29 protein-coding genes, 7 tRNA genes and 1 riboswitch are annotated in these 26,230 nt (G+C 64.0%); of the genes, 19 read left to right on the top strand and 17 right to left on the bottom strand.

Annotated features, from left to right (window positions below; all coding sequences use genetic code 11):
* Positions 1-40: 40 nt before the first annotated feature.
* The 14 genes from hisG to RI444_RS08330 all read right to left on the bottom strand — a co-directional run bounded on the left by hisG (position 41) and on the right by RI444_RS08330 (position 11,155).
* Entirely contained in the window at positions 41-901 is an 861-nt protein-coding gene (hisG, locus tag RI444_RS08395) for an ATP phosphoribosyltransferase (protein WP_207604835.1), read from the bottom strand.
* Positions 902-997: 96 nt separating this feature from the next.
* Positions 998-1,261 carry a phosphoribosyl-ATP diphosphatase gene (locus RI444_RS08390; RefSeq protein ID WP_018778638.1) on the bottom strand — a complete coding sequence of 88 codons (264 nt, stop codon included), beginning with the start codon at positions 1,259-1,261 and terminating at the stop codon, positions 998-1,000.
* A 128-nt stretch (positions 1,262-1,389) separates the two neighbouring features.
* Positions 1,390-1,875, bottom strand: a complete 486-nt coding sequence (gene ribH / locus RI444_RS08385) for a 6,7-dimethyl-8-ribityllumazine synthase (protein ID WP_062096219.1) — start codon at positions 1,873-1,875, stop codon at positions 1,390-1,392.
* 18 nt (positions 1,876-1,893) lie between these two features.
* Entirely contained in the window at positions 1,894-2,598 is a 705-nt protein-coding gene (gene ribA / locus RI444_RS08380; RefSeq protein WP_021473065.1) for a GTP cyclohydrolase II, read from the bottom strand.
* A complete protein-coding gene (gene ribB / locus RI444_RS08375; protein ID WP_069695706.1) occupies positions 2,595-3,305 on the bottom strand; it encodes a 3,4-dihydroxy-2-butanone-4-phosphate synthase in 711 nt (236 codons plus the stop codon). The genes ribA and ribB overlap by 4 nt, the downstream gene beginning before the upstream one ends.
* Positions 3,302-3,997, bottom strand: a complete 696-nt coding sequence (locus tag RI444_RS08370) for a riboflavin synthase (RefSeq protein ID WP_062096218.1) — start codon at positions 3,995-3,997, stop codon at positions 3,302-3,304. Before RI444_RS08370 ends, ribB begins: the two co-directional genes overlap by 4 nt.
* Positions 3,997-5,115, bottom strand: coding sequence for a bifunctional diaminohydroxyphosphoribosylaminopyrimidine deaminase/5-amino-6-(5-phosphoribosylamino)uracil reductase RibD (gene ribD, locus RI444_RS08365; protein WP_021473068.1), 1,119 nt, complete (start codon positions 5,113-5,115; stop codon positions 3,997-3,999). Before ribD ends, RI444_RS08370 begins: the two co-directional genes overlap by 1 nt.
* Positions 5,112-5,804 carry a nicotinamide riboside transporter PnuC gene (gene pnuC, locus RI444_RS08360; RefSeq protein WP_179014820.1) on the bottom strand — a complete coding sequence of 231 codons (693 nt, stop codon included), beginning with the start codon at positions 5,802-5,804 and terminating at the stop codon, positions 5,112-5,114. Before pnuC ends, ribD begins: the two co-directional genes overlap by 4 nt.
* A gap of 91 nt (positions 5,805-5,895) precedes the next feature.
* Positions 5,896-6,049: riboswitch (FMN riboswitch) on the bottom strand.
* 94 nt (positions 6,050-6,143) lie between these two features.
* A complete protein-coding gene (rpe, locus tag RI444_RS08355; RefSeq protein ID WP_062096208.1) occupies positions 6,144-6,818 on the bottom strand; it encodes a ribulose-phosphate 3-epimerase in 675 nt (224 codons plus the stop codon).
* A gap of 45 nt (positions 6,819-6,863) precedes the next feature.
* Positions 6,864-8,432 (bottom strand): RsmB/NOP family class I SAM-dependent RNA methyltransferase, encoded by a 1,569-nt coding sequence (locus RI444_RS08350; protein WP_062096206.1) that lies wholly within the window; start codon positions 8,430-8,432, stop codon positions 6,864-6,866.
* Complete coding sequence (fmt, locus tag RI444_RS08345; RefSeq protein ID WP_207604836.1) at positions 8,429-9,349, bottom strand: methionyl-tRNA formyltransferase; 921 nt, start codon at positions 9,347-9,349, stop codon at positions 8,429-8,431. Before fmt ends, RI444_RS08350 begins: the two co-directional genes overlap by 4 nt.
* Positions 9,346-9,918 (bottom strand): peptide deformylase, encoded by a 573-nt coding sequence (gene def / locus RI444_RS08340; protein ID WP_021473073.1) that lies wholly within the window; start codon positions 9,916-9,918, stop codon positions 9,346-9,348. The genes fmt and def overlap by 4 nt, the downstream gene beginning before the upstream one ends.
* Before the next feature lie 90 nt (positions 9,919-10,008).
* Positions 10,009-10,893: a cytochrome P450 gene (locus RI444_RS08335; protein WP_021473074.1), complete on the bottom strand. Its 885-nt coding sequence runs from the start codon at positions 10,891-10,893 to the stop codon at positions 10,009-10,011.
* Positions 10,894-10,930: 37 nt separating this feature from the next.
* Positions 10,931-11,155, bottom strand: coding sequence for a hypothetical protein (locus RI444_RS08330; protein ID WP_128397295.1), 225 nt, complete (start codon positions 11,153-11,155; stop codon positions 10,931-10,933).
* A 164-nt stretch (positions 11,156-11,319) separates the two neighbouring features.
* Between RI444_RS08330 and RI444_RS08325 the strand changes: the two genes are divergently transcribed.
* The gene (locus tag RI444_RS08325) at positions 11,320-11,547 is read left to right on the top strand and encodes an antitoxin (RefSeq protein WP_021473076.1); all 228 of its coding nucleotides are present in this window, start codon (positions 11,320-11,322) and stop codon (positions 11,545-11,547) included.
* 62 nt (positions 11,548-11,609) lie between these two features.
* Here the strand turns inward: RI444_RS08325 and RI444_RS08320 are convergent.
* A tRNA-Val gene (locus tag RI444_RS08320) sits at positions 11,610-11,684 on the bottom strand.
* A gap of 269 nt (positions 11,685-11,953) precedes the next feature.
* On the opposite strand from RI444_RS08320, the gene RI444_RS08315 reads away from it, so the two are divergent.
* The 9 genes from RI444_RS08315 (at position 11,954) to RI444_RS08275 (ending at position 15,950) form a co-directional block, all read left to right on the top strand.
* Positions 11,954-12,026, top strand: a tRNA-Gly gene (locus tag RI444_RS08315).
* 45 nt (positions 12,027-12,071) lie between these two features.
* A tRNA-Cys gene (locus RI444_RS08310) sits at positions 12,072-12,142 on the top strand.
* Positions 12,143-12,178: 36 nt separating this feature from the next.
* Positions 12,179-12,253 (top strand) — tRNA-Val (locus tag RI444_RS08305).
* 57 nt (positions 12,254-12,310) lie between these two features.
* Positions 12,311-12,383: transfer RNA gene (locus tag RI444_RS08300), tRNA-Gly, on the top strand.
* A 24-nt stretch (positions 12,384-12,407) separates the two neighbouring features.
* Positions 12,408-12,482, top strand: a tRNA-Val gene (locus RI444_RS08295).
* Positions 12,483-12,538: 56 nt separating this feature from the next.
* Positions 12,539-12,614 (top strand) — tRNA-Gly (locus RI444_RS08290).
* Between the two features lie 171 nt (positions 12,615-12,785).
* Positions 12,786-14,240 carry an amino acid permease gene (locus RI444_RS08285; protein WP_069695709.1) on the top strand — a complete coding sequence of 485 codons (1,455 nt, stop codon included), beginning with the start codon at positions 12,786-12,788 and terminating at the stop codon, positions 14,238-14,240.
* 84 nt (positions 14,241-14,324) lie between these two features.
* A complete protein-coding gene (locus RI444_RS08280; protein ID WP_021473078.1) occupies positions 14,325-14,558 on the top strand; it encodes an antitoxin in 234 nt (77 codons plus the stop codon).
* A 147-nt stretch (positions 14,559-14,705) separates the two neighbouring features.
* Positions 14,706-15,950 carry a benzoate/H(+) symporter BenE family transporter gene (locus RI444_RS08275; protein ID WP_207604837.1) on the top strand — a complete coding sequence of 415 codons (1,245 nt, stop codon included), beginning with the start codon at positions 14,706-14,708 and terminating at the stop codon, positions 15,948-15,950.
* Here the strand turns inward: RI444_RS08275 and zapE are convergent.
* Positions 15,907-16,944, bottom strand: a complete 1,038-nt coding sequence (gene zapE / locus RI444_RS08270) for a cell division protein ZapE (RefSeq protein ID WP_062099128.1) — start codon at positions 16,942-16,944, stop codon at positions 15,907-15,909. The two genes, RI444_RS08275 and zapE, sit on opposite strands and share 44 nt — an antisense overlap.
* A gap of 210 nt (positions 16,945-17,154) precedes the next feature.
* On the opposite strand from zapE, the gene RI444_RS08265 reads away from it, so the two are divergent.
* From RI444_RS08265 to ybaK, 3 genes are read left to right on the top strand one after another with little or no spacing between them, the layout of a single operon-like run.
* Positions 17,155-18,081 (top strand): sulfurtransferase, encoded by a 927-nt coding sequence (locus RI444_RS08265; protein WP_062096202.1) that lies wholly within the window; start codon positions 17,155-17,157, stop codon positions 18,079-18,081.
* A gap of 38 nt (positions 18,082-18,119) precedes the next feature.
* Positions 18,120-18,578 (top strand): SufE family protein, encoded by a 459-nt coding sequence (locus RI444_RS08260; RefSeq protein WP_021473082.1) that lies wholly within the window; start codon positions 18,120-18,122, stop codon positions 18,576-18,578.
* A gap of 2 nt (positions 18,579-18,580) precedes the next feature.
* Entirely contained in the window at positions 18,581-19,078 is a 498-nt protein-coding gene (ybaK, locus tag RI444_RS08255) for a Cys-tRNA(Pro) deacylase (RefSeq protein ID WP_062096200.1), read from the top strand.
* On the opposite strand, the gene RI444_RS08250 is transcribed toward ybaK, so the two are convergent.
* On the bottom strand, positions 19,075-20,364 hold the full coding sequence (locus tag RI444_RS08250) for an alpha/beta hydrolase family protein (RefSeq protein ID WP_062096198.1): 1,290 nt from the start codon (positions 20,362-20,364) through the stop codon (positions 19,075-19,077). The genes ybaK and RI444_RS08250 overlap by 4 nt on opposite strands.
* An 89-nt stretch (positions 20,365-20,453) precedes the next feature.
* Here RI444_RS08250 and RI444_RS08245 point away from each other — a divergent pair, with 89 nt between their 5' ends.
* The 6 genes from RI444_RS08245 to RI444_RS08220 all read left to right on the top strand — a co-directional run bounded on the left by RI444_RS08245 (position 20,454) and on the right by RI444_RS08220 (position 26,214).
* The gene (locus RI444_RS08245; RefSeq protein ID WP_021473085.1) at positions 20,454-20,945 is read left to right on the top strand and encodes a hypothetical protein; all 492 of its coding nucleotides are present in this window, start codon (positions 20,454-20,456) and stop codon (positions 20,943-20,945) included.
* Positions 20,946-20,959: 14 nt separating this feature from the next.
* Complete coding sequence (gene msrB, locus RI444_RS08240; protein ID WP_031216735.1) at positions 20,960-21,400, top strand: peptide-methionine (R)-S-oxide reductase MsrB; 441 nt, start codon at positions 20,960-20,962, stop codon at positions 21,398-21,400.
* Between the two features lie 188 nt (positions 21,401-21,588).
* Complete coding sequence (locus tag RI444_RS08235) at positions 21,589-22,956, top strand: DUF6421 family protein (RefSeq protein ID WP_207604838.1); 1,368 nt, start codon at positions 21,589-21,591, stop codon at positions 22,954-22,956.
* A 73-nt stretch (positions 22,957-23,029) separates the two neighbouring features.
* Positions 23,030-24,109: a threonine aldolase family protein gene (locus RI444_RS08230; RefSeq protein WP_207605927.1), complete on the top strand. Its 1,080-nt coding sequence runs from the start codon at positions 23,030-23,032 to the stop codon at positions 24,107-24,109.
* A gap of 60 nt (positions 24,110-24,169) precedes the next feature.
* Positions 24,170-24,829: a DUF3000 domain-containing protein gene (locus tag RI444_RS08225; protein ID WP_207604839.1), complete on the top strand. Its 660-nt coding sequence runs from the start codon at positions 24,170-24,172 to the stop codon at positions 24,827-24,829.
* Positions 24,830-24,888: 59 nt separating this feature from the next.
* A complete protein-coding gene (locus RI444_RS08220; protein ID WP_062096194.1) occupies positions 24,889-26,214 on the top strand; it encodes an HRDC domain-containing protein in 1,326 nt (441 codons plus the stop codon).
* Positions 26,215-26,230: the final 16 nt, after the last annotated feature.

Genomic DNA, 26,230 nt, shown 5'->3' with positions numbered 1-26,230 from the left:
CTGATCCTCAATTCTGCGGTTCTGCTGATCGGAGCGCGGGTCAGATACGGCAGGCGTGGATGCTGCTGACCAGGATCGCCCGGGCGCCCAGGTCGTAGAGCTCATCCATGATCCGGTTGGTTTCCTTCTTGGGAACCATGGACCGCACGGCAACCCATTCCGAGTCGCGCAGCGGCGACACGGTGGGCGATTCCAGGCCCGGAGTGAGGGCTGCGGCGTCTTCCACGAGGTCCTTGCGGATGTCGTAGTCCATGAGCACGTACTGCCGTGCCACCAGTACGCCCTGGAGGCGGCGGATCAGGACGTCGATTTCCTTGGCAGTACCGTTGGCGGCACCGCCGTTGCCTGCGCGCCGGATGAGCACCGCTTCGGAGCGGAGGATCGGGTCGCCGAAGATTTCCATCCCGGCGGCCTTGAGGGTGTTTCCGGTTTCGACGACGTCGGCAATGGCATCGGCGACGCCGAGGCGCACCGACGATTCCACGGCACCATCCAGGCGGACCACCTTGGCGTTGACCCCGCGCTCTGCGAGATAGTCGCGCAAGAGGCCGTCGTAGCTGGTGGCCAGGCGCTTGTTTTCAAGCTCTTCGACGGCGGAGAAGTCACCGACGGGCCCCGCGAAGCGGAAGGTGGACGCCGCGAAGCCAAGCGGGAGGAGCTCTTCGGCTTCAACCTGGGCATCGAGCAGGAGATCGCGGCCGGTGATTCCGACATCCAGCGTTCCCTGTCCAACGTAGACCGCGATGTCCCGGGGGCGGAGGAAGAAAAACTCAATGTCGTTGTCGGGATCGACCATCACCAGTTCACGGTTGTCGCGGCGCTGGCGGTAGCCGGCCTCGGACAACATGGCTGAGGCGGCTTCGGAGAGGGATCCCTTGTTGGGGACTGCTACACGGAGCATTGGGAGACTTTCTGTTGTTGTTGGAGGTTTTCAGGCACATCGGCCACGCTGCGGGCCCGGTTGTTTCCACTGCAGGACACAGCCCGGGAGGCGTGGCTAAAGATGCTTGTAAACGTCCTCCAGGCTGAGGCCCTTGGCGAGCATGAGGACCTGCAGGTGGTACAGCAACTGGGAGATTTCCTCGGCAGCGGCTTCGTCGGATTCGTATTCCGCAGCCATCCACACTTCGGCGGCTTCTTCGACTACCTTCTTGCCGATGCCGTGGATTCCGGAGTCCAGTTCGGCTACCGTGCGCGAACCTGCCGGGCGGGTCGCTGCTTTCTCACTCAGTTCTGCGAACAGCGTCTCGAAATTCTTCACGCCCTACAGACTACTTCCTTCACGGCAACCACCGCTTGTTGGGGCCTTGGATGACGAAGGGGATGTGAGTGAACACACACCCACATCCCCTTGCCGGGCCTTATTCCGGGGGCGGCAGCCACCGCCCTTTACTGGAACTGCTTGAGCGTTACTGCCGTGGCCAAGGCTGCGGTAACAGCCTCATGGCCCTTGTCCTCGCTGGAGCCGGGAAGTCCCGCGCGGTCCAGGCCCTGCTGCTCGGTATCGCAGGTGAGGACGCCAAAGCCGACGGGCACACCGGTGCGGACTGACACGTCGGTAAGTCCCGACGTCGCGGCCTGGCAGACGTAATCGAAGTGCGGGGTGCCGCCGCGGATGACGACGCCCAGGGCAACAACGGCGTCGAAGTGCGGAGCAAGGCGGGCAGCCGCTACCGGGAGTTCGAAGCTGCCCGGAACCCGCAGCAGGACGGGTTCGGCAATGCCGGCTTCCTTGGCGGCGCGGAGGGCTCCGTCAACCAGGCCGTCCATGATCTGGGTGTGCCAGCTGGCGGCGACAATGGCCAGTTTCAGCTGTGAGGTTTCCTCGGGGTTGAGGGTGGTGAGGTCAATGGTGGGGGCGCCGTGTCCGCTCATTGTGTGCAGTAGATCCGTTCAGTCGTTGATGCTGTCAAAGGGGTGGGCCAGCGGGGTCTTCCCGTTGCCTGCGTGCTCTGCCTGGAGCGTCAGACGGTGGTCCATCCGGTCTTTCTTGGTCTGCAGGTAGCGCAGGTTCTGCTCGCGGGAGGGAACCTCGGTGGCTACCATCTCCACCACGGTGACGCCCGCCTGTGCCAAGCGGTTCTGCTTGTCCGGGTTGTTGCTCAACAAACGGACTTCCTGCAGGCCCATTTCCGCCAGGATCTGCGCGGCAGCGTTGTAAGAACGCGCGTCGACCGGCAGGCCCAGCTGCTCGTTGGCCTCAACGGTATCGAAGCCGGCTTCCTGCAACGCGTAAGCCTTGATTTTGTTGGCAAGGCCGATGCCCCGGCCTTCCTGCCCGCGCAGGTACAACAACGTGCCGCCCTCGGCGTTGATGAGTTCGAGCGCAAAAGCCAGCTGCTCTCCGCAGTCGCAGCGGTAGGACCCGAAGACGTCCCCGGTGAGGCACTCGGAGTGCAGCCGGACCAGCGGAGCCTTCCCGCTCCTGGACGGATTCGGCGAGCTGACAGCCAGGTGTTCAACTCCGGTCTCGTGGTCCGTCCAGGCCTGTGCCACAAAGTCTCCGAAAGCGGTGGGCAATTGGACGATCGGCCCTCCGCTCACGGGGTGGGGCGTGCGTTCGGTCTCGTCGCTGCTGCGCGTGATGGATGCCGTCATCGCTTCTCCTCGTCTGCCACTGAAAGGTGTGCCGTTGGAATCTCTTCCTGCTGGGACTCTACCGCCTCGACGTATGCCACCAGGTCCTCAATGGAAATGAGGGGACATCCGTGCCCGGCGGCAAACTCGCGCAGGCTGTCCAGGCGCATCATTTCACCGTCGTCGTGTACCAACTCCGCGATCACACCCACCGGGGCAAGCCCGGCGAGCCGGCACAAGTCCACAGCAGCTTCCGTGTGTCCGGGGCGTTCACGCACTCCTCCCTTAACTGCTCGGAGGGGGAAAATATGCCCGGGGCGCGTGATGTGGGCCGGGGTGCTCGCCGGATCCGCCAGGATCCGGGCTGTCAGTGCGCGGTCCGTCGCTGAAATCCCGGTGCTCACTCCGTGGGCAGCATCGCAGGAGATCGTGTAGGCGGTTCCCTTGGCATCCTCGTTGACGGCCACCATTTGCGGCAGTGCCAAGGCGTCCGCCCGCTCTCCTTCCAGCGGCACGCAAATGACGCCGGACGAGTAGCGGATGGTCCATCCCATAAGGGCCGGGGTGGCGTGCTGGGCGGCGAAGATAATGTCGCCTTCGTTCTCGCGGTCTTCGTTATCAACCACGATCACCGGTTTCCCGGCTGCCATTGCGGCAATGGCCGCTTCAACGGGGTCCAGGCCCTGCCTGCGTACCCGGGCGGGATCGGTCTTGGTGGGGGCGCTCATCGCACAGCCTCCTGGGCTTCCGTGGTCTGTTCGGGGCTTGCGGACCGGCTCTCATCGTCGGCACGGTGGGCAGGCTTGCCCTGGGGTGCAAAGGACAGCAGCCGTTCGGTGTACTTGGCCAGGACATCGACTTCGAGGTTGACCTTGGCACCCACGGGCTTTGCACCCAGGCCGGTCTCTTCGAGGGTGGTGGGGATCAGGCCGACTTCGAACCATGGCTCCGGGTCGGCAGCGGGACTGACGGCGGTCACGGTCAGCGACACGCCGTCAACGGCAATGGACCCCTTCTCGGCAATGTAGCGGGCCAACGTGGCAGGTACACCGAACCGCAAGCGGTCCCAGTTCCCCAGGGCCTCACGCTCCAGCAACTCGCCGACGCCATCGACGTGTCCCTGGACCACGTGCCCGTCCAAGCGTCCGCCGGCAGGAACGCACCGTTCCAGGTTGACGCTGTCCCCCGCCGCCAACTGACCGATAGTGGTCCGGAGCAGGGTCTCCCCCATGACATCGACGCTGAACTCCTGCCCGTTGATCTGCGTAGCCGTCAGGCACACACCGTTGACGGCGATCGAACCGCCCAAGGCGAGGCCCTCCGTGGTGGTAGGGGCTTTAAGCCGCAACGTGGCGCTGGCTTCGCCGTCGTGGTCGATGCCAAGTACGGTGCCCTGTTCGGCAACAATTCCGGTAAACATCAGTGTCCTCCTGAGACGTACTCCGCGGCTTCGCTGCCGGGAAGGGAATTTTCTTGTGTGGTAGCCGGCCGGGTGGGCCGGAGATGAAGTCGAAGGTCATTGCCGAGGGTCCGCACGGAACCGCCGCCGGCCTCGTCCCACATCCAGTGCTGGGCCTGGGACAGGGTAGTGATGCCGAGGTCGTTCAGGGCAGGGGTTCCGGAGCCCAGCAGTGTGGGAGCCAGGTAGACAATCAATTCATCCACCAGGCCCGCCGCCAGGAAGGTGCTGAGGATGCTCGAACCACCCTCCACCATGACGTGCCGGACGCCCTCCTCGAACAGCATGGACAACGCTTCGCGCGGATCCCGGGTGGCCAGGTGGAGGAAGCGCCCGTCCGTCCCGCGCACCGCCGCGTCCTGGGGCACCTCGCGCCGGCCCATGACAGCGCGGAGCGGTTGACGCCCGGAAAGTCCACCCTCCGGATCCCTTGCAGTCAACCGGGGATTATCGATCAGGACCGTTCCGGTGCCCACGAGGATCGCGTCAATAAGTCCGCGCAGGCTGTGGTTGTCCGCCAGCGACTCCGGACTGGAGATCCATTGGCTGGTGCCGTCCACTGCCGCGATGCGGCTGTCCAGCGTCTGGGCGATGTGCAAGGTGACAAAGGGCCGCTTGGAGGCAACGGCGTCGAACCATTCCCGGTTCAGCTCCAAAGCATCGGCTGCCGCGAGGCCCGACTCCACTGTGATACCCGCGGAACGGAGCGTGCGGGCGCCTCCTGCCGCGGGATCATGGGGATCGTCGACGGCGTAAATCACCCTGGTGATACCGGCGGCGATGATCGCCTGGGCACAAGGACCGGTACGACCCACGTGGTTGCAGGGCTCCAGCGTCACCACCATGGTGGTACCGCGCAGCTCGATCCCTGCCTTCCGCGCTTCGAGGATGGCGTCCGCTTCGGCATGTGCCGTTCCGGCGCCACGGTGATAGCCGACGGCGACCTGCTCACCGTCGGCGTTCAGAATGACGGCACCTACCAAGGGGTTGGCGCCACGGGGACCCTGCAAGGCCGCGCGCAGAGCCGTGTCCATGGCCGCAGACTCAAGCACACTGAAGGTAGTGGCAACCGCGTTCATCGGGCGGCCCCCACTGCGACGGGTGCCGGACCGGCCACTGCAGCTGCGCGCTTGGATGCCCGCCGCCAGACGAAGAATCCGGCGAGGGTGAAGAATCCATAAAACAGGTACATGAAGGCACTGGCGTAATAGCCGGCGGTGAACAGCAACGGGACGCCCACAACGTCCACGGCCACCCAGATCAGCCAGAATTCAGTCCAGCCGCGGGCCATGCCATAAGTGGCCAGCAGTGACCCCATGAAAGTCCAGGCGTCCGCCCACACCGGCGGGTAGGAGCCGAGGGCGTCGAACAGCGGTGTCAGTGCTGCCGTTCCCGCCACCATGGCGCCAATCAAAGCGATGCGGACCTTGTTACTGGCCCAGAACGGCACGATTGCGCGGCCTTCGCCTGCAAGGTGACGCCCCTGCTGCCAGCGGTACCAGCCATAGATTGCGACGGCCATGAACATGATTTGGCGGCCCGCCTGGCCCCACAAAGTGGCCGGCGCCGCCGCGCCAAAGACGTTCCCGAGGAACACGGTCAGCAACAGGAGGTTGCCGAGGATGCCAACAGGCCATGCCCAGACTTTGCGGCGCATTCCGCCGAGGGCGCTGGCGAGCCCAAAGATGTTGCCAAGCACTTCGCGTAGAACAAGCGCAGATCCTCCAACGGGAATCTGTGCTTCGAAGAGCCATCGCAGAAAGTCCATGCCGTTCCTTCCCAGTGACCGCGATGGCTCCGGGGGTGTACGACAGCGCATGCCCGCCCGGCCATCCTCAAAGGACGCCGACGGCATACCTGTACGTGCTTCTCCCATCCAGACTTTAACTGTCGGTACCGGAATTCCACCGGTTCAACCGTCTGCTTCCGGCTCCACAAGAGTGGTAACCGTTAGCGCGCGGGTCGCGGACTATGACCGCCGGTTCGGACTTACACCGACCCCGGAGCACGTATATGTGTGGTGCTATTGTGCCATAACCTCGAAGATTGCCGGGCTATTCCCGGCCATCTTCGTGACACATTGTTGCTGCTTGGGCTTCGTTGCTGCCTAGGCAGCGGGCTGCGTGGCCTTGGTACCGGCGAGCCGGAGCCTGTCGATCGCTGCTGCGGGATCCGCGTGCCCGTACACAGCAGAGCCTGCCACGAAGACATTGGCCCCGGCTTCGGCGGCACGGACGATGGTTTCCTCGGTGATCCCGCCGTCCACCTGGATGGCGACGTCGACTCCCGAACCCTCAACGGCCTCGCGTGCCCGACGGATCTTGGGCAGCGTGATGTCCAGGAATGCCTGTCCCCCGAAGCCCGGCTCGACCGTCATGATGAGCAACATGTCCACTTCGCTCAGCATGTCCAGATAAGGCTCCACGGGCGTTGCCGGCCGCAACGCCATACCGGCCTTGGCGCCGCGCGCCCGCAACTCGCGGGCGAGCTTGACCGGGGCCATCGCAGCTTCCGCATGGAACGTCACGGAAGCGACCCCTGCGTCCGCGTAGGCGGGCGCCCAGCGGTCGGCGTCGGAGATCATCAGGTGTGCATCCAGCGGAACCGGGCTGACAGCCTGAATCCTCTGCACGACGGGCAGCCCGAGGGTGAGGTTGGGGACGAAGTGGTTGTCCATCACGTCCACGTGCACGGCGTCGGCATTGCTGATGCGCTGCAGTTCGGCCTCAAGGTTGACGAAATCCGCGGACAGGATGCTCGGGTTGATACAGCACTGAGTCAAGGAAAATCCTTCGGGTGGTTGGTGGGGCGAACAACAACAGCAGAACTAGGCCTTCTTGCGGATCAGCGCCAGGAACATGGCATCCGTTTGGTGGACATGCGGCCAGAGCTGGGCCGTCAGCTCATGACCGGCGCCGAGTTCCCTGCCCAGGCTGACCCGGTCCAAGGCATCTCCGGCATCCAGCAGTTCCAAGTCCGTCCGTTTGGCAAGGACATCGGAGACGACCGCGGTGGTTTCGGCCGGATGGGGTGAACAGGTGACGTAGCCGACTACTCCTCCGGGCTTGACGGCATCGATGGCGGATGCCAGGAGTTCACGCTGCAACGGACCCAGGTCTGCGATATCTTTCGGTGACCGGCGCCAACGGGACTCCGGCCGGCGTCGCAACGCTCCGAGGCCGCTGCAGGGAACATCCACCAGCACGCGATCGAAAGACTCCGGCTCTTCGCTGCCTACTTCCCTGCCGTCCCCCGTGCGGACGGACCAGGTTGCGGACGGCACGGCGGACAGCGCCTGCTGTACCAGCTTTGCCCGGTGGGGTGCAGGTTCATTGGCCAGGAGGGTGGCACCGTCGCGGTGGGCCAAAGCCGCAAGCAGCGCGGCTTTCCCGCCGGGACCGGCACACAGATCAAGCCACCGTTCATTGCCGTCGGCAGAAGTTTCGACGTCAGCGCCCGCAACGGCACGCGCCACAAGCTGCGAACCGACGTCCTGGACACGCGTGGTGCCCTGACGCACGGATTCAAGCCTGCCGAGGTCACCGCCCGCGGACATCGCCGAGCCCTCAACGAGTTCCCCTGCCGTGGCGCCTTGTTCGAGGGCTTCGTCCAGGTCTCCGAGTCCCGGCAGTGCCACCAGATTAACCACCGGAGCGGCGTTGTCCGCTTCCAGCAGTGCCTCGATGTCCGAGGCAGGCCTGCCGTGGTTCACCAAGGATTGCCGCAAAGCACGGACGATCCATTCCGGATGGGAGTGGCGCAAGGCGGCAATCCTGGTGGCATCCGTTTCCTGGTCCAGGAGAAGGTCCAGCCATTCCTCCATCGAGTGCGCCGCCACCTTGCGCAGGACCGCGTTGATGAGCGCTGAGGGCCCTGCGCCGATGACTGCCCTCGCCAGGCCAACGGTCTGGTCCAAGGCAGCGTGGGCGGGCACCCGCATGGACAGGAGCTGGTGCGCTCCGATCCGCAGGGCATCAAGGATGGCGGGGTCCAGCTGGTCAAGCGGCCTGTCCACACACCGGGCAAGAATGGCATCGTACGTTCCCTGCCCGCGAAGCGCTCCGTAGCTGAGCTCCGTGGCAAAGCCGGCATCCCGGCGGTCCAGTCGGTGTTCGCGGATGCGGGCGGGGAGGACGAGGTTTGCATAGGCGTCTTCGGAAGCAACTGCGCGCAGCACCTCGAAAGCCACCAGACGGGCAGGATCAGCACGCCGGGTCCGCTGCGAAGGGGCATTGGTGGAGAAGCCCCGCTGCGGACCCCGGTTGCGTTCGCGGCCCTGGGCGTTGCGCTTGCTTCCTGAACGATCGCCCCGGGTGCCCCGGTTGTCCCGGTTGTCCCGGCCACCCCCGTCGCGGCCACCGCTGCTGTTGGGGCCTCGCCGGCCGGACTCACTCATTCGAAGACCACTTTCTCGGGTGTTGCCAAGCCGCGGGCCCAATCGGCCGGCAGCATCATTTTTTTGCCTGCGGGTTGGACACGCCCCAGCTGTATGGCATGGGAGCCTGTCCCTACCAGCACGGCTTTACCTTCTGGCCGGACATGACCCGGCGCAAGACCGTTCACATCCGGCCGTAAGGCCACGGGCTCAAGCTTGATCCGCTGGCCCTCCAGCATTGTCCAGGCTCCGGGCTCGGGGGTAACGCCCCTGGACCTGCGGTGGAGCGCCAGGGCCGGCTGCTGCCAATCCAACCGTCCGTCTTCCAAGGTGAGTTTGGGCGCCAGGCTCACCTCACCGGACTGCGGCTGCGGAGCCGCCTGGCCGGCGTCAATAGCGGAGAGCGTTTGGCACAAGAGAACCGCACCGCTGACCGAGAGCCGCTCCAGGAGGTCACCGGCGGTGTCCTCATCCCGGACCGATTCCGTCAGGGCTCCAAAGACGGGGCCGGTGTCCAGGCCTTCCTCCAATTGGAAGGTCACCGCGCCTGTCACATCGTCACCTGCGATCAACGCCCGTTGCACGGGAGCCGCCCCGCGCCATGCCGGAAGCAGGGAGAAATGCAGGTTGACCCAGCCGTGTGCGGGAACAGCGAGGGCGTCCCGGGGAACGATTCCTCCGTAGGCGACGATTGCGGCGACGTCGGGCGAAGTGTCAGCGATGTGCGCCGTGGTCTCAGCGTCTACTTTGGCCGCCTTGATCACCTGGATTCCCAGCTCTTCGGCGCGGGCAGCCACGGGAGATGGAGTGAGGACGCGCTTTCGTCCCAGCGGAGCGTCCGGCCGGGTCAGCACCGCGACGACGTCGAACCCTGCTTTGACCAGCGCGTCCAATGACGGAACGGCTACCGCCGGAGTTCCGGCAAACAATACCCTCACTCGGGAATCCCGAAGCTGCCGCCGCCAAAGCTCGAGCCGACGGAGGAAGCACGCTTGGACGTGGTCTCTTCCGTGACGGCATGGTAATTGGCGTTGCGGATGGCGCGCAGGGCAGCCTTCCGGTCTTCGCCTTCGAGCCTGTCGGTGTAGAGGATGCCGTCCAAATGGTCGGTTTCATGCTGGAAGCAACGGGCCAGCATGCCTTCGCCCTCTACGGACACCGGCTTGCCGTGAAGGTCCACACCGGTGACCCGGGTGGCACGGTGGCGCCGGACGGGAAAGCCCAGTCCGGGGATCGAAAGGCAGCCCTCCACCTCATCGGGCTGGAAATCCTCGCTGTTTTCCAGCACCGGATTGATGATGTGGCCGGCAACGCCACCGACGCGGTAGGTGAAGACGCGTTTGCTCACGCCGACTTGGGGCGCGGCGAGGCCTGCACCCTCCACGTCCTCCATGGTCTCCATCATGTCCGCGACCAGTTTGGCGAGCTCCGGACCAAAATCGGTTACAGGATCCGCTACGGTTCGCAGCACCGGATCACCGATGATTCGGATACTCAAAATTGCCATCTGTTGCCAGTCCTCACTTTTGTCTGTCTTTGGTCCGCGTTGCGGAGCCAAAGCCAGTTTAGTTGAGACGGCCAAGGAGGCGCCGGGCGTTCAGCCCAGCGCTCCGGCCCCAACGCTTACCCTGGCAGGAGCCGCCAGCGGAGGCGGGGCAATCGGCAGGAGGGCCTGACCGGCCGCGGAAACGTCGGCGGACATCTCCCACACGCGGCGGAGGGCGCAGAACTTCCACCAATGGTGCTTGAGGACGTCCGGATTGGCGCGCTGCGGGCGAACTTCCGTCTCACCGATGGCTACGGCCAGGAGCATGGGGTTCTCACCGAACTTCCAGGGCTCCCACTGCCCGGCCACGGGATCCACCAGGCTTTCCTCGGCTTTCATTCCCGCCACCAGTTGCATGACCACCTTGTCATCCAGGGCTTTCACCGTGCCGTCACGGGTTGTTCCTTTGGTCTTGTAGTCGATCAGGCAGATCCGTCCATTAATACGGGCCACCAAGTCCAAGGTGCCGGCGTAACCTACCGATTGGTTCCAGACGGTGATCTCGGGCGCGATCGGTTCCACGCGGTACAGCTCCCACCACTCGTCGAAGCGCGCTGCAAACGCCTGCTCCCCATGCGAAGCGAGTTCGTCCCGGCATTCCTGCATGCGGTGCGGACGGCCCAGCGCCCGAAGCGCCACTTGCTCGCAGTAGGTATGGACCCGGTCACCGCGGGCCGCTGCTTCATCCCGGTATGTTTCAGCGGCTTTGGCGGCCTTGTTGACTGCCTGGCGGATCCTTGCCGGGCTGCCGATCATTGCCGGGAGTTCCGGATCTGCGGCAAGGCTGCTTGCTCCCATGTAGCTGAACCAACCATCCAGGGCGTGCGCCTGCTGTGCAATCACTGTTGTGATGGAAGGAACAGCGAATTGCTCAGTAGTGGAGCGGGCGTACATGCGTCCGTAGTCAGTAGCGTGGGCAAGCAGTGGTGCGGTCATATAAAGACTCTGACACAGACCACCGACAGAATTCCCCTCAGGCCTGCGGTTCGGGGCTTCCCGGCTGATCGGATCCGGAATCCGCAGCCCCGCCGGACGTCCCCACGGCCGGGGAACCCAGCAGGGTGGTGAGGTGCCGGGGATCCAGCCTGGCGAGCTTCGCGGCCAGGATTGGCGCTTTCCCGGCAAGTTCCTCAACGCGCAGAACCAAGGAAACATCAGTAGTGGTTACGCCTGCTTCGGGGCAATGGTGATTGTGCACACTTCCCTTGTGCCGTCCCGACCATGATCGTGACGAAAGACCATGATCGTGACGAAACCCATCCGAATAATGGCCCCGCCGCGACACAAACGCGTTCCCTGCCAGACAGATCCACTGGAGCGAACCCGCTCTGCGATGACAACGACTCATGGAAGAGGAAACCCATGGAACTCTTTAACGATCTGCAGAAGAAGGCGCGAGACCTCATAGCCGGCAACGAAGAAGCCATCAAGGAAGGCATCGAAAAGGTGGGCGACTTCGTCGACGAACAAACCGACGGCAAGTTCGCTGAACAAGTGGATCTGGTCCAAGGCGCAGCCTCGGACTACGTAGCGAAGATCGACGGCGACACAGACGCAGCTTCAGCCGGCGACGTCGCTCCGCAGCAGTAGCCGACCCGCAACGCAGCAGCGAACCAAAAGCAAAAGCCCCCGAGTAACTCGGGGGCTTTTCCTGGTGGGCGATACTGGGTTCGAACCAGTGACCTCTTCGGTGTGAACGAAGCGCGCTACCACTGCGCCAATCGCCCCGAACCTTGCCGCGCTTTCGCAACTGCGGGCCGGTGCATATAGAAGATTAGCCCACCATCGCAGGAATGCAAAACGAACCAGGAGCCGGAACTACACAGCTGAAATTACAGCCGTGAAAGACACGGAATTCCGCGTCAAATCAGGCATCCGGGCAGTCTCCGAGTGGAAAGTGGCTGCGCGATTTGGAGATTGCTGGAACCTCCTATAGAGTTTTTACTCGTCGGAAAGCCACGGAATGCCTGCAAGGCGGCCCACGCTAACCAACAATGCGGACGTAGCTCAGCTGGTAGAGCACCACCTTGCCAAGGTGGATGTCGCGAGTTCGAATCTCGTCGTCCGCTCGCAAGGCACTGTCAGGCAAGAATTCTTCGGAATCCTGCTTACACGGTGGGTTGGCCGAGAGGCGAGGCAGCGGCCTGCAAAGCCGTATACACGGGTTCGAATCCCGTACCCACCTCGGTGAAAACCATGCTTTCAGCAGTGCTGGATGCTTGGGCGATTGGCGCAGCGGTAGCGCGCTTCCCTGACACGGAAGAGGTCACTGGTTCGATCCCAGTATCGCCCACCAAAACAAGGCAACTTGTTTGTTGTTCCTAGCCGGGTTCCAACCCGGCTAGGAGCATGTGCGGACGTAGCTCAGCTGGTAGAGCACCACCTTGCCAAGGTGGATGTCGCGAGTTCGAATCTCGTCGTCCGCTCTCCTTTCACAAGGACCCGGTAACGGGCGATTGGCGCAGCGGTAGCGCGCTTCCCTGACACGGAAGAGGTCACTGGTTCGATCCCAGTATCGCCCACCAAAACAAGGCAACTTGTTTGAGTGGTATAGCCAGGCAATGCCGGGCTTGCACCACATGCGGACGTAGCTCAGCTGGTAGAGCACCACCTTGCCAAGGTGGATGTCGCGAGTTCGAATCTCGTCGTCCGCTCCAAGAAAAAGCAGCTCCCCGGAGCTGCTTTTTTTGTGCCCGAAACCAGTTTCTGCAATTCATCAGTGGCCGTAACCGATATCGCTAAGAAAAAGTCGCTTTATCTAATGTGATTGGGCTCGCATAATGTACTGCGAGTTCATCACCAATCCACGCCACTGGCAGGAGTACCCCATGAATCAACAGACGGCTTCCCAATCCGTCATGCGGCGCAAGCCGATCGACGACATCGAGGAAGAAAGCAAGCACAGCGGGCTGTTCAAAAGCCTTGGCCTCTGGCAACTGACGGCCATCGGCGTCGGCGGAATCATCGGCGTCGGAATCTTCTCCCTTGCCGGGCTGGTGGCGCACGGATCGGAGGGCAATCCCGGGGTGGGCCCCGCGGTGCTGATCTCGTTCCTCATCGCAGGCCTGGCATCCGGAGCGGCAGCCCTCTCCTACGCCGAATTCGCCGGCATGATTCCGCGCGCCGGCTCCGCATACACCTACGGCTATGTTGCCCTCGGCGAGATCATTGGATGGTTCATAGGGTGGGACCTGCTGCTGGAATACATCGCCATCGTGGCTGTGGTGGCGATCGGCATCTCCGGATACTTTGACGCTTTCCTTTCAGGCATCGGAATCCACATGCCCACCTGGATGACCTCCACAGCCGATGAGGGCAAGGGCGGCATCATCAACCTTCCCGCAATCCTGGTCTGCCTCCTGGTCACCTGGATCCTCAGCCGTGGAACCAAGACCTTCGGCCGGTTCGAACTCGTGGCGGTCGCCATCAAGGTGATCCTGATTCTGTTCATCATCGGTTTGGGCGTTTTCTACATCAATACCGAGAACTTCAACCCGTTCATGCCCAGCGGCTTCGGTCCGGTCCTGGCAGGTGCCGCCACGGTCTTCTTCGCCGTCTTCGGCTACGACGCCATGAGTACAGCCGCAGAGGAGGCCAAGGACGGCAAGAAGCACATGCCCAAGGCCATCATCCTGTCGCTTGTCATCGCGATGCTGCTCTACGTTGCCGCGACGTTGGTCCTGACCGGCATGCAGAACTACAAGGACATCGATCCCGCCGCCGGCTTCGCCTCGGCATTCACGGGCGTCGGACTGCCGGTAATCGCCACCATCATCTCGGTTTTCGCCGTGTTGTCCATCCTCACTGTGATGCTCACCTTCCTTCTGGGTGTCACCCGCGTGTGGTTCTCCATGAGCCGTGACGGCCTCCTCCCCGGTTGGTTCGCCAAAACGGACCGCCACGGTACGCCCCAACGTGTCACCTGGATCGCCGGCGTCGCCTCCGCCTTCCTGGCAGGCATCTTCCCCATCAAGGAAGTTGCCGACCTGACGAACATCGGCATCCTCGCGGCGTTCGTCGTGGTGTGCGTATCCGTCATCATGTTCCGCTACACCAAGCCCGACGCGCCCCGCACGTTCCGGCTCCCCCTCATGCCGGTTGTCCCCGCATTCGGCGTCCTGGCCTCGGCCTTCCTGATGGTTCAGTTGCACTGGGAGACCTGGGTGCGCTTCGGCGTGTGGCTGGTCATAGGCCTGGCGATCTACTACTTCTACGGCCGGAAGCACTCACTCATGAACCCGGACAGCCCGCGTCACCTGGAGACAAGTAAGCCCTTGGCGTAGCGAACCGCCTGGTCCTTGGCACCCCCAGCATCTGGTGTTAGGGTCGGACGCGGAGGAGCGAACTGGCTCCGCGAAGGAAGGGAGGTGCCCGTGGGATTAATTGACGACCTGAAGGGCAAGGCTCAGGGTCTCATTCAGGGCAACGAAGAAGCCATCAAGAATGGCATCGAAAAGGCCGGAGACTTCGTCGACCAGAAGACCGGCGGCAAGTTCGCCGGACAGGTTGATGCAGTCCAGAATGCCGCTTCCAACTTCGTGGCCAAGAACGACGGTGAAGCCGATCCGGCTCCCGCAACGGATGAGCCAAAGCAGCCCTAGCTGCCTGAGCCGCCGCAACAGATACGTCAAGGGGGCACCGGTCCCGCCGAGAGGCGACGCCGGTGCCCTTGGCGTTTAATCAGCCACTAGATCCGCTTGGCTATCCCGGGGCGGGCAGGCTGGCGGCCTTCCGGTACCTTGGTCACTATGCCTTCCGCCCCCACCGTCATTCAGCACCCTCCCCGGCGCGAGGGCCTCGGGCCGCCCATCGCAGCGGGAGTGGTCACCGCACTCGTGGGTTTCACGTCATCGTTCGCCGTAGTCCTGGCAGGATTGCAGTCCGTGGGAGCCACTCAATCCCAGGCAGCCAGTGGACTCCTGGCGTTGACTTTGACGTTCGGCGCGGCAATTCTCTGGCTGTCCTGGCGTTCCAAGATGCCGGTGACCTTGGCGTGGTCCACGCCTGGCGCCGCCTTGCTCGCCTCTGCCGGGATGGTCGACGGCGGGTGGCCGGCAGCCGTAGGAGCCTTCCTGCTGGTGGGGGTGCTGATCCTGCTGACCGGGTTGCTCCCCGTTCTGGGCAGGCTCATGGGAAGGATCCCCACCGCCTTGGCCCAAGCCATGCTGGCGGGCGTCCTGCTCCCCCTGTGCCTGGCACCGTTCAAGTCCTTGGGAACGGCGCCGCTGCTGGTTGGTCCTGTTGCCTTGTGCTGGTTGCTCCTGCTGAAGCTCGCTCCCCGGTGGGCAGTACCCGGAGCATTGGTGGTGGCACTGGCGGTGATTGGAATCCATCTTGGCGTGAACGGGACCTATCTTCCCGCTGACGCGCTGGTGCCCAGGCTTGAATGGACAACGCCGGCTTTCAGTGTGGAGGCTGCGGTCGGGCTGGCCCTGCCGCTGTTCATCGTCACCATGGCGTCGCAGAACATCCCCGGCGTAGCCGTCCTCAAGTCGTTCGGCTTCACCACCCCATGGCGGTCTTCCATGGTGATGACCGGAGCAGGCACCATGGCGGGGGCGGTGTTCGGCGGTCATGCGATCAACTTGGCGGCCCTCAGCGCTGCATTGGCTGCCGGGGAGGAAGCGGGCAGGAACCCCGGCCAAAGGTGGCGCGCCGCCTTCGTGTCAGGACTCGCCTATCTGGTTCTTGCCGTGTTTTCCGCCGCCTTGGTCACCGTTGTTTCGGCGGCTCCGCCGGGATTGCTGGAAGCTGTTGCCGGCCTCGCGCTGTTGGGGACCTTGGCCGCCGCCATCTCCTCGGCGCTGGCCGAAGCAGAAGAACGCGTTCCGGCTTGCATTACGTTTCTGCTGGCAGCCTCGGGCCTCAGCTTCGGCGGCATCGGGGCAGCGTTCTGGGCTCTGACGTGCGGCATTCTGGTCCGGTGGCTGCTGAAGCCCGGCCCGCTGGTCAGGAAGGCTCGTGGTTCTGGGCCTCGCGCGCCAAGGCAGTGAGCCTGGAAACGGCGCGGAAGTACTTCTTCATGTAGCCGCCGGCCATCATCTCTTCGGTGAACAGTTTGTCGAACGGAACACCGCTGGCCAGGATCGGCACGTCCTTGTCGTACAGGCGGTCGGCCAGCACCACGAAGCGCAGGGCTACAGCCTGCTCCGTGATGGTGTCCACGTCACGCCACACCACGGCGTCGATCCCGGAAATCAGCTGCCGGTAGCGGCTCGGGTGGACGCCTGCGAGGTGGTCCACCAGCGTGCGGAAGTCATCAACGGCAACAGTCTGGCCTTTGAACTCGCTGCGCATCCGATGCTTGAGCTCTTCGGTCTTCAGGGGTGCAGGAGCTGCCGGCAATCCGCGGTGCCGGAAATCTTCGCCGTCGATCCGCACAACATCGAACTGGTCCGCCAGGACCTGGATTTCGCGCTGGAAGTCCACGGCTGCGAAGCGGCCTTCGCCCAAAGAACCGGGCAGGGTGTTTGACGTTGCTGCCAGCTTGACCCCCGCGTCGGCCAATTCGCGCATGAGGCGCGACATCAGGACGGTGTCGCCGGGATCATCAAGTTCGAATTCGTCGATGCAGACCAGTTTGTAATTGCTGAGGGCGTCAACGGTCTTGCGGAAAGACAGCGCGCCCACGAGGTTGGTGTACTCAACGAACGTGCCGAAGGCCTTCGGACCGGGCGACCGGTGCCACAGGGACGCCAGGAGGTGGGTTTTCCCGACGCCGAAACCACCGTCCAGGTAGATGCCGGCCCGCGAGGTGGTCTTCTTGGCGAACAGCTTTTTGAAAAGGCCGCCGTTGTCTTCAGCCCCCACAGCGTCCGCGAAGAAGGACAGCACCTTGACGGCGTTGGCCTGGCTCGGCTGCGACGGGTCGGGCCGGTAACTGTCGAACGACACCTCGCCAAATCGCGGAGAGGGGTAGAAACCCTTGAGGAGTTCCTCCACAGAGACTGACGGCGTGCGGGCTGTCAGTTGTTCGATGTGCACCAGGCGTGGTCCGTTCTTCCGGTAGTGGGTCCCCAGCAAGAATACCGGCAACGCGGGCGCCCGGACGGCGCACGTGACCAAAGCCATGTTTCACCGTATGACCGGCGGAGCAGCGCGAACCCGGCGCGGTAGTTAGTGTTGTGAGCATGCCGGGCCGGCAACAGGAGCTACGTTGGGCCTGGCTCCGTCCGTTGTCAGTGAAAGGCCACCGCCATGTCCTACCCCGTTGAACAGAACGAAAAGTTCGCAGCTTATGCGAACCCCGAACGCCTCGTATCCACCGAGTGGCTCGCGGCAGCGCTGGCCGATGGCGCCGTTGCCGACGGCAAGCTGGTGGTTGTGGAGTCCGATGAGGATGTCCTCCTCTACGAAACCGGCCACATCCCCGGCGCGGTCAAGATCGACTGGCACACCGATCTGAATGACGAAGTCACCCGCGACTACGTCGACGGCGCGGCTTTCGCCGCCCTGGCTTCCGCCAAGGGAATTTCCCGCGACAGCACCGTGGTCATTTACGGCGACAAGTCCAACTGGTGGGCCGCTTACGCACTGTGGGTCTTCACCCTGTTCGGTCATGAGGATGTCCGCCTCCTCGATGGCGGCCGCGACAAGTGGATTGCTGAAGGCCGTGAACTCACCACCGACGTCCCTGCTCCCGCCCGGGGCGACTATCCCGAGGTGGAGCGGAACGATGCTCCCATCCGCGCATTCAAGGAAGACGTCCTGGCACACCTGGGCAAGCCGTTGATCGATGTGCGTTCCCCCGAGGAGTACACCGGCCAGCGCACACATATGCCGGCTTACCCCGAGGAGGGCGCGCTGCGCGGCGGCCACATTCCCACGGCTGCCTCTGTTCCCTGGGCCAAGGCTGCTGCCGAGGACGGCACCTACCGCTCGCGCGAAGAGCTCGAAGCCCTCTACCTTGGCGAAGCAGGCCTCAAGGCCGGTGACGACGTCGTGGCGTACTGCCGCATCGGCGAGCGTTCCAGCCACACTTGGTTCGCCCTCAAGTACCTGCTGGGCTTTGAGTCCGTCCGCAACTACGACGGCTCATGGACCGAATGGGGCAATGCAGTACGCGTTCCCATCGTCAAGGGAGCCGAGCGCGGATCCGTTCCGGCCTCCCTGGTCCGTAACTAGCACGTCATCGTGCTACGTAGTGCGTAAGCTGGGATGTGATGAGTACCAACACTTTGCCCACCGCACTGGCGGAAATCGTCGACGACTTCCAGGCGCTGTCCGAGCCTGAACGCCTGCAACTGCTGCTGGAGTTTTCGCGTGGCCTGCCCGAACTGCCGGAACGGCTGACGAACCATCCGGAGTTGCTGGAACAGGTGGTGGAGTGCCAGTCGCCGCTGTTCCTCACCATTGAATCGGAGAGGAAAACGGATGGCCCCAGCGCCTACCGCCTGTTCTTCAAAGCCCCGCCGGAGGCACCCACCACGCGTGGTTTCGCTGGAGTCCTCCATGAGGGACTGGACGGACTGACCGCGGAGGAGATCCTTGCGGTGCCGGACGACATGCCGGAGCTGCTGGGTTTGACCCGTGCCATCACTCCCCTGCGCATGCGCGGGATGACGGCCATGCTGGGACGTATCAAGAGGAAAGTCGCAGCGGCCAACAAGCTGGAAAGCTAAGCATGGCCAAGAAGATGGCTTCACAGGGAACGCCGGCTACCGCAGCACTGACTGCGGCCGGCGTTCCCTTCGTCGTCCACCCCTACGCTCATGACCCCTCAGCTCCCAGTTACGGGTTGGAAGCGGCCGAGGTTCTGGGCATCGATCCCGCCCGGGTCTTCAAGACCCTCATGGTGGAGGTGGAAGGCCGTCTGGCTGTGGGGGTTGTCCCGGTGTCCGGCAGCCTGGATTTGAAGGCTGTTGCCGGTGCCCTGGGCGCCAAGAAGGCGTCCATGGCTGATCCAAAGGCGGCGGAACGGCGCACGGGCTATGTCCTGGGCGGCATCTCTCCCCTTGGCCAACGCCAGCCCTCTCCCACCGTCCTGGACGAGTCCGCCCTGGGTTTCGAGACCATCTTTGTCTCCGGCGGCCGGCGTGGCCTGGACATCGAAGTGGCTCCAGCCGATCTTGTGCGGCTCACCCGGGCGGTGACCGCCGCAATCGGCTCCGCCAAGGACTAGGAACGGCCTGCGGCCTCTCCTGCCGGTTCGGCGTCCGCGCCGGTGCCTCCGGGGTTGTTCCGGGGAGCCAGCTGCTGCAGCAGCCAGGAACGCACCATCCGCTCCCATTTCTCCGGGTCCACGTTCCATTCCTTGGTGTGCCGCGACCCGTGGAACGCCTCGAACGTCACCATGTCCGGATTCTTCTCCGCCAGGCTTGCCGAAGGTTCGAACGGCACGTATTCGTCATCGACGCTATGGATCAACAGGGTGGGGGTCCGCAGTTCAACGGCGCGGGCTTCCCAGTCCATGGCCTTCAGGTTCACGGGGGCGGCCAGCCCGGTCAAGCGGCGTCCCAAAGGATGGCCGAGCATCAACTGCCCATAACGTCCCACGTTGTAGGGAATCCTGTTGACCTGCGCGTGATGGGCCATGACGTTGACCCAATTGATCACGGGTGCATCCAGCACCAGGGCCCGGATCCGTTGCCGGTGCTTGGAGAGGTCCGCTGCCTGCAGGCTGATGGCACCTCCCATGGACCAGCCGAAGAGAACCACTTCCCGGGCTCCGTGGTCCAAGGCATATCCGATGGCCGCCTCAACGTCCCGCCACTCCGTGGAGCCGAGTCCGTAACGGCCATCCAGGGCCGAAGGGGCCAGGCCGTCGTTGCGGTAGGACACCAGCAGGCTGTCCAGGCCCAGTTCCTTTGCCGTCCGGACGGCACGCAGGCATTCCATCCGGGTGGCTCCGCGGCCGTGGACCATGATGGCCCAGACAGGAGCGGTTGCGGCCGCCTCGGCACGGATCAACCAGGCAGGCGCCGTCCCGCCTTCCACCTCGATCTCCACGTCGTCAGCTGCCACGCCAATGGCTGACGGGTGGTGGTAGGCGGCGCCGCTCCACCAACCCCGGCGGGCTTCGGAGAGGTTCCCGGAGTAGACCTCTTCCACCTCCCTCAGTACGGTCTGCTCGGCCGGCGAGTAGGAAACAATCCGGCCGATCCTGGCATGCCCCTTGCCGTTGTCGAAGAAGAGGCTGTACACGCCGTCCACGGTTGTGTCCGGGGTCGCGGCGAGAATGACCTGCGGGCCCGCGTCGCCCTGGATGACCGCCAGGACCTCCTGGTCAGCGTTCTTGGCAGAGGGCGTGATGACGCGCCTGGCGAAGTAGACGGCGAGCGCCGAGGAGCCGGCACCCACAAAGGCCGCCAATGAGGTCCCCGTGAGGATTCCGGCGATTGCCCACTTGGTACGCAGGCTGAGGGTGGAGTCTGCAGCGTCGCTCGCTGACCGGGAATTGGTTGCCATGGTTCCATTCTCGCTGGTAGCCGTGGCGCAATGCCGCAATTGCGGGCAAAACCCTGCGTTGTGCGCGATCGCAGGTCTACGCTGTAGCCATGAGCGATCCCATCGTCATCCTGACAGAAGAACCCCTCGGCCCCGACGACCGTGCCAACATTGCCAAATTGCTCGACGGCGGTGACGCTCCGGTGGTGGTCCTGGTGCCCGCGAACACGGAACGGCATCTCTTGGTTGATTTCCTGGAGAATCTCTCCTTGCTGGATATTGCCAAGGCCTTCAGGGAGCTTGGTGCCAAGTCCCCGGACCCGGAGGTGGAGCGGGCGCACGCGTCTGAGACGCTGGCGACGTCGTTGGCGGCACTGGAAGGCCTGGGCGGGGGCGTGACCGGAGAGATCGTCGACGGCGGTGCCGTGGCCGGCTTGGTTGCCAAGGTTCGGGACCTCGGTGCCGCCCAGGCCGTCGTCGTCACGCGTCCGCATGCCATAGCCGATACCTTCCACACGGACTGGGCCAACAAGGCGCAGGACCAGTTGGGCCTTCCCGTGCTGCATCTTTACGCGGGCTCGGGATTTATCGGCGACTCGTGAGCGTTGCATAGAACATGAGCTCATCTGAGAACACCACCCCAGCTACCGATGTGCCCGTGGCAAAGTCCGATGCCCAGTGGCGCCAGGAATTGACTCCGGAGGAGTACCGGGTGTTGCGGCAGGCCGGAACGGAACGTCCTTACACGGGTGAGTACTGGGACACCCACACTGAGGGTGTCTATCAGTGCCGTGCTTGCGGAAGCCGGTTGTTCACCAGCCGGGAGAAGTTCGATTCGCACTGCGGCTGGCCGTCCTTCTGGGCGCCGTTGGCCGAGGGCACCGTGAGGTACCTCCATGACCGCACACTGGGCATGGAGCGGATCGAGGTTCGTTGCGCCAAGTGCGATTCGCACTTGGGGCATGTCTTCGAGGGCGAGGGGTACGACACTCCCACCGACCAGCGCTATTGCATCAACTCCATCTCCCTGCGCTTGGTGGAAACCGACGCGGACTAACTGCTGGAGGGCGCGGGATTCCGGAAGGGAATTCCGCGCCCAGGTCCGCGTTCCGCTGGACCTTGGGGCCACTCTTCCAGGGCCATGGCCAAGACTTTCTTATGCTCGACCCTTTTTTGAATTAGCGATACTTCTGCGTTGCTACGCTCGCCTCAGAAGCATTACCTCCTTCGAAAGGGCCGAGTTACATGACAACCATCGCCACCTCCACCCGTCCGCTCGTCACTGCAGACAACGCGGATTGGAAGTCCCTTAAGGCAGCAGCAACAGCACTGCAGGCACACCAGCAGCAGGACGGCTCCATCGCCGATCCCGCCGCCCACGCAGAAGCGGCACGGCTCGTTGCCACCATCCAGGATGCAATCACCCGCCTGGCGCCCAGCTTCCCCCACGACGCCGACTACCTCGAGTTGCTGGTGGCGGACTTCGCGCGCTGGGTAGAGGGTGGCTTCGGCATCCCCGATTTCCTTGACTCCCTGCAGGCCTTCCAACCCCAGAAGCAGCGCATCGACGGCCTCCAGCACTTGGTGGTCTTCCCGATGTACACGCAGAACGGCAGCACCAACCGCCTCGTGGAAGCCGTGCTGATCGAGGTCATCTGGCCCGAGTTCATTGCCGGCCTGGAGGGCGGCGAGTACTCGAACAAACTGTTCGTCCCGATCCGTTTCGTCGATTTCACCGCGGGCTACGACACCAACTCCGCAGTCCTGTTCCCTGAGACAGTGGCAGTCCGCCAGACCCCGACGTTCACGTGGGGCGCCATCTTCGCCGACCGCGAGGCAGCACGCTTCCGCCGCGTGCTCAAGGCTGCCGCGGAAACGACGTCGCTGGAACTGCCGGAGGATGCCGCAGAGCTGCTGGAGGACCAGGAGCTGACCCAGCGCACGTTCGTGATGTGGGACCTGATCCATGACCGCACGCACATGCGCGGGGACCTTCCGTTCGACCCGTTCATGATCAAGCAGCGCATGCCCTTCTTCCTGTACTCCCTGGAGGAACTCCGCTGCGACCTGACGGCGTTCCGTGAAGCCGTCCGCATCGAAAAGGACGAGGAAGCAGACCCCGATGCCCGCCGGCACGCGAAGCTCGTGCAGTACGCGGTCATCTTCGACCGCATCTTCCGCTTCGCCATTACCGGCAGCCGCGTGCGCAACTACGACGGCCTCGGCGGCCAGCTGCTGTTCGCCTGGATGCACCAGCACCATGTCCTGCACTGGACCGACAGCAAACTCAGCATCGACTGGGCGGAAGCTGCCGACGTCGTGATTGAACTGGGCGCCCGCATCGAGGAACTGTACTGGCGTTCCATCGACCGCCCCAAGGCGGCTCACTGGCTGGCCGCCTACCAGCTGATTTCCGAGACCGTCACTCCGCATCCGGCGTCGGTGTGGGCCAAGGGCCCCGAGGCCCTTCCGCTGGCGGGACCGCCGCGGGCGCTCACCGACCAGGTCCTGGACGACGAGTTCCCCCTGTCCATGTTCTATGAAGCCCTGGAGAAGAAGATGCGCCCCGTCATCGAGTCCACCACGGGCATCACCGGCGCGACCGCGGCCTGATGCCCCATACGCATCCTGCCGGCGAAATAGACTTGAAAGCGTGAATGAACAAGTGACGAGCACTACACAGGCTATCCACCTTGACGGCAGCACTACGGATCACAGCCGGCTGCATGACCCCTCCGTGCGTGGCTTCGCCTCGGACAACTACTCCGGCGTGCATCCCGAAATCCTTGCTGCCCTGGCCGCAGCCAATGGCGGCCACCAGGTTTCCTATGGCGAGGACATCTACACGGCCCGGCTCCAGGAAGTCCTTGAGCAGCAGTTCGGGACGGGGATCGAATGTTTCCCCGTGTTCAACGGCACGGGAGCCAACGTGCTGTCCCTCCAGTCCTTGCTCCCCCGCTGGGGCGCTGTCATCTGCGCTTCCACGGCCCACATCAACATGGACGAGAACGGTGCCCCCGAACGGATCGGCGGCATGAAGCTCCTGCAGGTGCCCACCGAAGACGGCAAACTCACTCCCGCGTTGATCGACCGTGAGGCCTGGGGCTGGGGCGATGAACACAGGGCCCAGCCGCTTGTGGTCTCCATTACGCAGACCACGGAGCTTGGCACCTGCTATACCCCGGAGGAAGTCCGTGCGATCGCGGACCACGTGCATGCCAAGGGCATGAAGCTCCACATGGACGGGGCACGGCTTGCCAACGCAGCCGCCCACCTCGACCTTCCGCTCCGCGCCTTCACCCGCGACGCCGGCGTCGACATCCTCTCCTTCGGCGGCACCAAGAACGGCCTGCTTTTCGGTGAGGTAGTAGTGGCCTTGAACCCCGAGGCAGCCCACGGCCTGAAGTACCTCCGGAAAATGAACATGCAACTGGCCTCGAAGATGCGCTTCATCTCCGCCCAGTTCATAGCCCTGCTGGACGACGGCCTCTGGCTGCGGTCAGCCGCGCATGCCAACGCCATGGCAGCGCGGCTGCGGGCAGCCGTCGATCAGATCGACGGCGTTGAACCCACCCAGGCAACCGAGTCCAACGGCGTCTTCGCCATCCTGCCCGAAGGTGTTGCCGACCGCCTCCGCTCACAGTTCGCTTTCTACGATTGGGACGCTGCACGGCGCGAGGTGCGGTGGATGTGTTCCTTTGACACCACTGAGGAAGACATCGACGCGTTCGTGGCAGCCATCAGACGGGAAGTGGCTGCGGGATAACGGCTGGGTTCCGGGGCGGCGAGCCTGCACAGAAACGCCGCCCCGGACGCATAATCTGCCATGGTGAACGCCCTCTCACAGGTTCCCGCGGACTTCCTTTCAGCCCTGGGAACGCTACGAAAAGCACAGTGCCGCAGCGAACTGCGACTGGATGAGATCCCCGCCCCGGCACGGCTCGCGCCGTACGCCGTGGCTTTGGGAGCCGAAGTCTTCCGGCCCACGGCAGCCACCCGCCGCGTGCCGGTGCACGGTCCCGTGGCCAAGGCCTTCATCGAGAAACAGGGACAGCACCCCGGCGACAACGAAGACGACGAACTCGCCACAGGCCGCTTCATCCTCCTCTACGATCCCGAAGGGTCGGCGGTCTGGGAAGGTGAGTTCCGGATCGTCACCTATATCCGGGCCCAACTGGACGCCGACATGGGCAACGACGCAATGCTCGGCTCAGTGGCGTGGACCTGGCTGGTGGAAGCCTTGGAAAACCACAACGCGCAGTACAAAGCGGCCGGTGGCACGGCCACGCGGATCCTTTCCGAGAGTTTTGGGACGCTGGAAGACCGGCCGGACACCATTGACATAGAACTGCGGGCCTCATGGACACCGGCCTCCTCCGATGTACAGGCACACCTGGAAGCCTGGTCGGACATGGTGTGCACCTTCGCCGGCCTCCCGCCCCTGCCGCCGGGAGTGACGGGACTGCCCAACAGGAGGCTCAACTGAAGCCGCACTGCACCCCCGATCCGGCCCCGGCGCGCCGGACTCGGTAAGCTTAAGCAATCATGACCCCTGAAAAACTGGAAAAAACCACAACCGGCGACCCGGTTGCTGATCCCACAACCCACATCAAGGTGGACGGCTTCGACAGCCACGTTCCCGAAATCATCGAACTGGATTCACCGCGCGAAGGCGTCCCTCCGGTCATCGACACCATGGCCGGACTGGAGCGCTGCGCCGCAGCGATTGCCGCCGGATCCGGGCCTGCAGGGGTCGATGCCGAACGCGCCTCGGGCTTCCGTTACGGCCAACGAGCTTTCCTCGTCCAGATCCGGCGGGAAGGATCCGGTACGTGGCTGATCGATCCTGAACCGTTTGAGAACCTGGCCATCATCAATGACGCCCTCCGCGGCGTCGAATGGATCCTCCATGCGGCAACGCAGGACCTCCCATGCCTGTCCGAGCTCGGCATGTGGCCGGACAAGCTGTTCGACACCGAACTTGCCGCCCGCCTCGCCGGATTGCCCCGGGTAGGCCTGGCAGCCGTCATCGAGCAATTGCTTGGCTTCGGCCTGGCCAAGGAACACTCCGCCGCCGACTGGTCCACCCGACCGCTCCCTGAACCGTGGTTGCGGTACGCAGCACTGGACGTCGAGGTCCTCGCAGAATTGCGCGAAGAACTCATCGAACTCCTGGAAGCCGACGGAAAGCTGGAATTCGCCGAACAGGAGTTCGCCGGTATCCTCGCCGCCGGGATCGCACTTCCCCGCGTGGATGCGTGGCGCAAGACGTCGGGCCTCCACCAGATCAGGGACCGGCGGCAACTCGCAGCCGTGCGCGAATTGTGGTTGGAGCGGGACCAGCTGGCGCGGAAGCGGGACGTGGCACCGGGACGGCTCATCCCCGATTCCGCACTGGTGGCCGCCGCAAAAGCCCTGCCCACCACCGTCCCCCAATTGTTGGCCACCAAGGGATTCCACGGCAGGTCGGCGCAGCGGGAAGCACCCAGATGGCTCCGCTGCATCACCGCGGCCCGTATGCTGACCGAGCTTCCCCCGCTGCATCTGCCCACCAACGCACCGCCGCCGCCCCGCGTTTGGGCAGACCGCGATGCTGAAGCAGCCGCCCGCCTCGCCACTGCCCGGCCTGCCCTCCAGGAAAAGGCGGACGAGCTGAAGCTGCCGGTGGAAAACCTGCTGACCCCGGACTACCTGCGGCGGGTACTGTGGCGGCCGCCGTCGGAAGTCTCGCACCAGACGGTCGCCGACGAACTGCGCGCCCTGGGAGCCCGCGAATGGCAGATTTCGTTCGCCGCCCCGATCATCGTCGAGGCATGCCTGAACCCACAGCCGCTCCCGGCCAAGGAGCCCAAGCCCAAAGATTCTCCGTAACCGCCTGAAGGCCCGC

The sequence above is a fragment of the Paenarthrobacter sp. AT5 genome, from assembly GCF_032764245.1.
Classification (GTDB): domain Bacteria; phylum Actinomycetota; class Actinomycetes; order Actinomycetales; family Micrococcaceae; genus Arthrobacter; species Arthrobacter ureafaciens.
Note: the sequence above shows the minus strand (reverse complement) of the source record. Positions and strands in the feature narration are given on the sequence as shown.

Bases quoted from the DNA above. Each gene is read 5' to 3' on its own strand.
- RI444_RS08275 (WP_207604837.1), top strand. From the start codon at position 14,706: ATGCCTTCCGCCCCCACCGTCATTCAGCACCCTCCCCGGCGCGAGGGC.
- RI444_RS08265 (WP_062096202.1), top strand. From the start codon at position 17,155: ATGTCCTACCCCGTTGAACAGAACGAAAAGTTCGCAGCTTATGCGAAC.
- RI444_RS08245 (WP_021473085.1), top strand. From the start codon at position 20,454: ATGAGCGATCCCATCGTCATCCTGACAGAAGAACCCCTCGGCCCCGAC.
- RI444_RS08285 (WP_069695709.1), top strand. From the start codon at position 12,786: ATGAATCAACAGACGGCTTCCCAATCCGTCATGCGGCGCAAGCCGATC.
- RI444_RS08260 (WP_021473082.1), top strand. From the start codon at position 18,120: ATGAGTACCAACACTTTGCCCACCGCACTGGCGGAAATCGTCGACGAC.
- RI444_RS08350 (WP_062096206.1), bottom strand. From the start codon at position 8,432: ATGAGTGAGTCCGGCCGGCGAGGCCCCAACAGCAGCGGTGGCCGCGAC.
- RI444_RS08250 (WP_062096198.1), bottom strand. From the start codon at position 20,364: ATGGCAACCAATTCCCGGTCAGCGAGCGACGCTGCAGACTCCACCCTC.
- ribA (WP_021473065.1), bottom strand. From the start codon at position 2,598: ATGACGGCATCCATCACGCGCAGCAGCGACGAGACCGAACGCACGCCC.
- RI444_RS08235 (WP_207604838.1), top strand. From the start codon at position 21,589: ATGACAACCATCGCCACCTCCACCCGTCCGCTCGTCACTGCAGACAAC.
- ribD (WP_021473068.1), bottom strand. From the start codon at position 5,115: ATGAACGCGGTTGCCACTACCTTCAGTGTGCTTGAGTCTGCGGCCATG.
- RI444_RS08220 (WP_062096194.1), top strand. From the start codon at position 24,889: ATGACCCCTGAAAAACTGGAAAAAACCACAACCGGCGACCCGGTTGCT.
- def (WP_021473073.1), bottom strand. From the start codon at position 9,918: ATGGCAATTTTGAGTATCCGAATCATCGGTGATCCGGTGCTGCGAACC.
- RI444_RS08370 (WP_062096218.1), bottom strand. From the start codon at position 3,997: ATGTTTACCGGAATTGTTGCCGAACAGGGCACCGTACTTGGCATCGAC.
- RI444_RS08325 (WP_021473076.1), top strand. From the start codon at position 11,320: ATGGAACTCTTTAACGATCTGCAGAAGAAGGCGCGAGACCTCATAGCC.
- RI444_RS08335 (WP_021473074.1), bottom strand. From the start codon at position 10,893: ATGACCGCACCACTGCTTGCCCACGCTACTGACTACGGACGCATGTAC.
- hisG (WP_207604835.1), bottom strand. From the start codon at position 901: ATGCTCCGTGTAGCAGTCCCCAACAAGGGATCCCTCTCCGAAGCCGCC.
- ybaK (WP_062096200.1), top strand. From the start codon at position 18,581: ATGGCCAAGAAGATGGCTTCACAGGGAACGCCGGCTACCGCAGCACTG.
- ribH (WP_062096219.1), bottom strand. From the start codon at position 1,875: ATGAGCGGACACGGCGCCCCCACCATTGACCTCACCACCCTCAACCCC.
- pnuC (WP_179014820.1), bottom strand. From the start codon at position 5,804: ATGGACTTTCTGCGATGGCTCTTCGAAGCACAGATTCCCGTTGGAGGA.
- ribB (WP_069695706.1), bottom strand. From the start codon at position 3,305: ATGAGCGCCCCCACCAAGACCGATCCCGCCCGGGTACGCAGGCAGGGC.
- RI444_RS08225 (WP_207604839.1), top strand. From the start codon at position 24,170: ATGGTGAACGCCCTCTCACAGGTTCCCGCGGACTTCCTTTCAGCCCTG.
- msrB (WP_031216735.1), top strand. From the start codon at position 20,960: ATGAGCTCATCTGAGAACACCACCCCAGCTACCGATGTGCCCGTGGCA.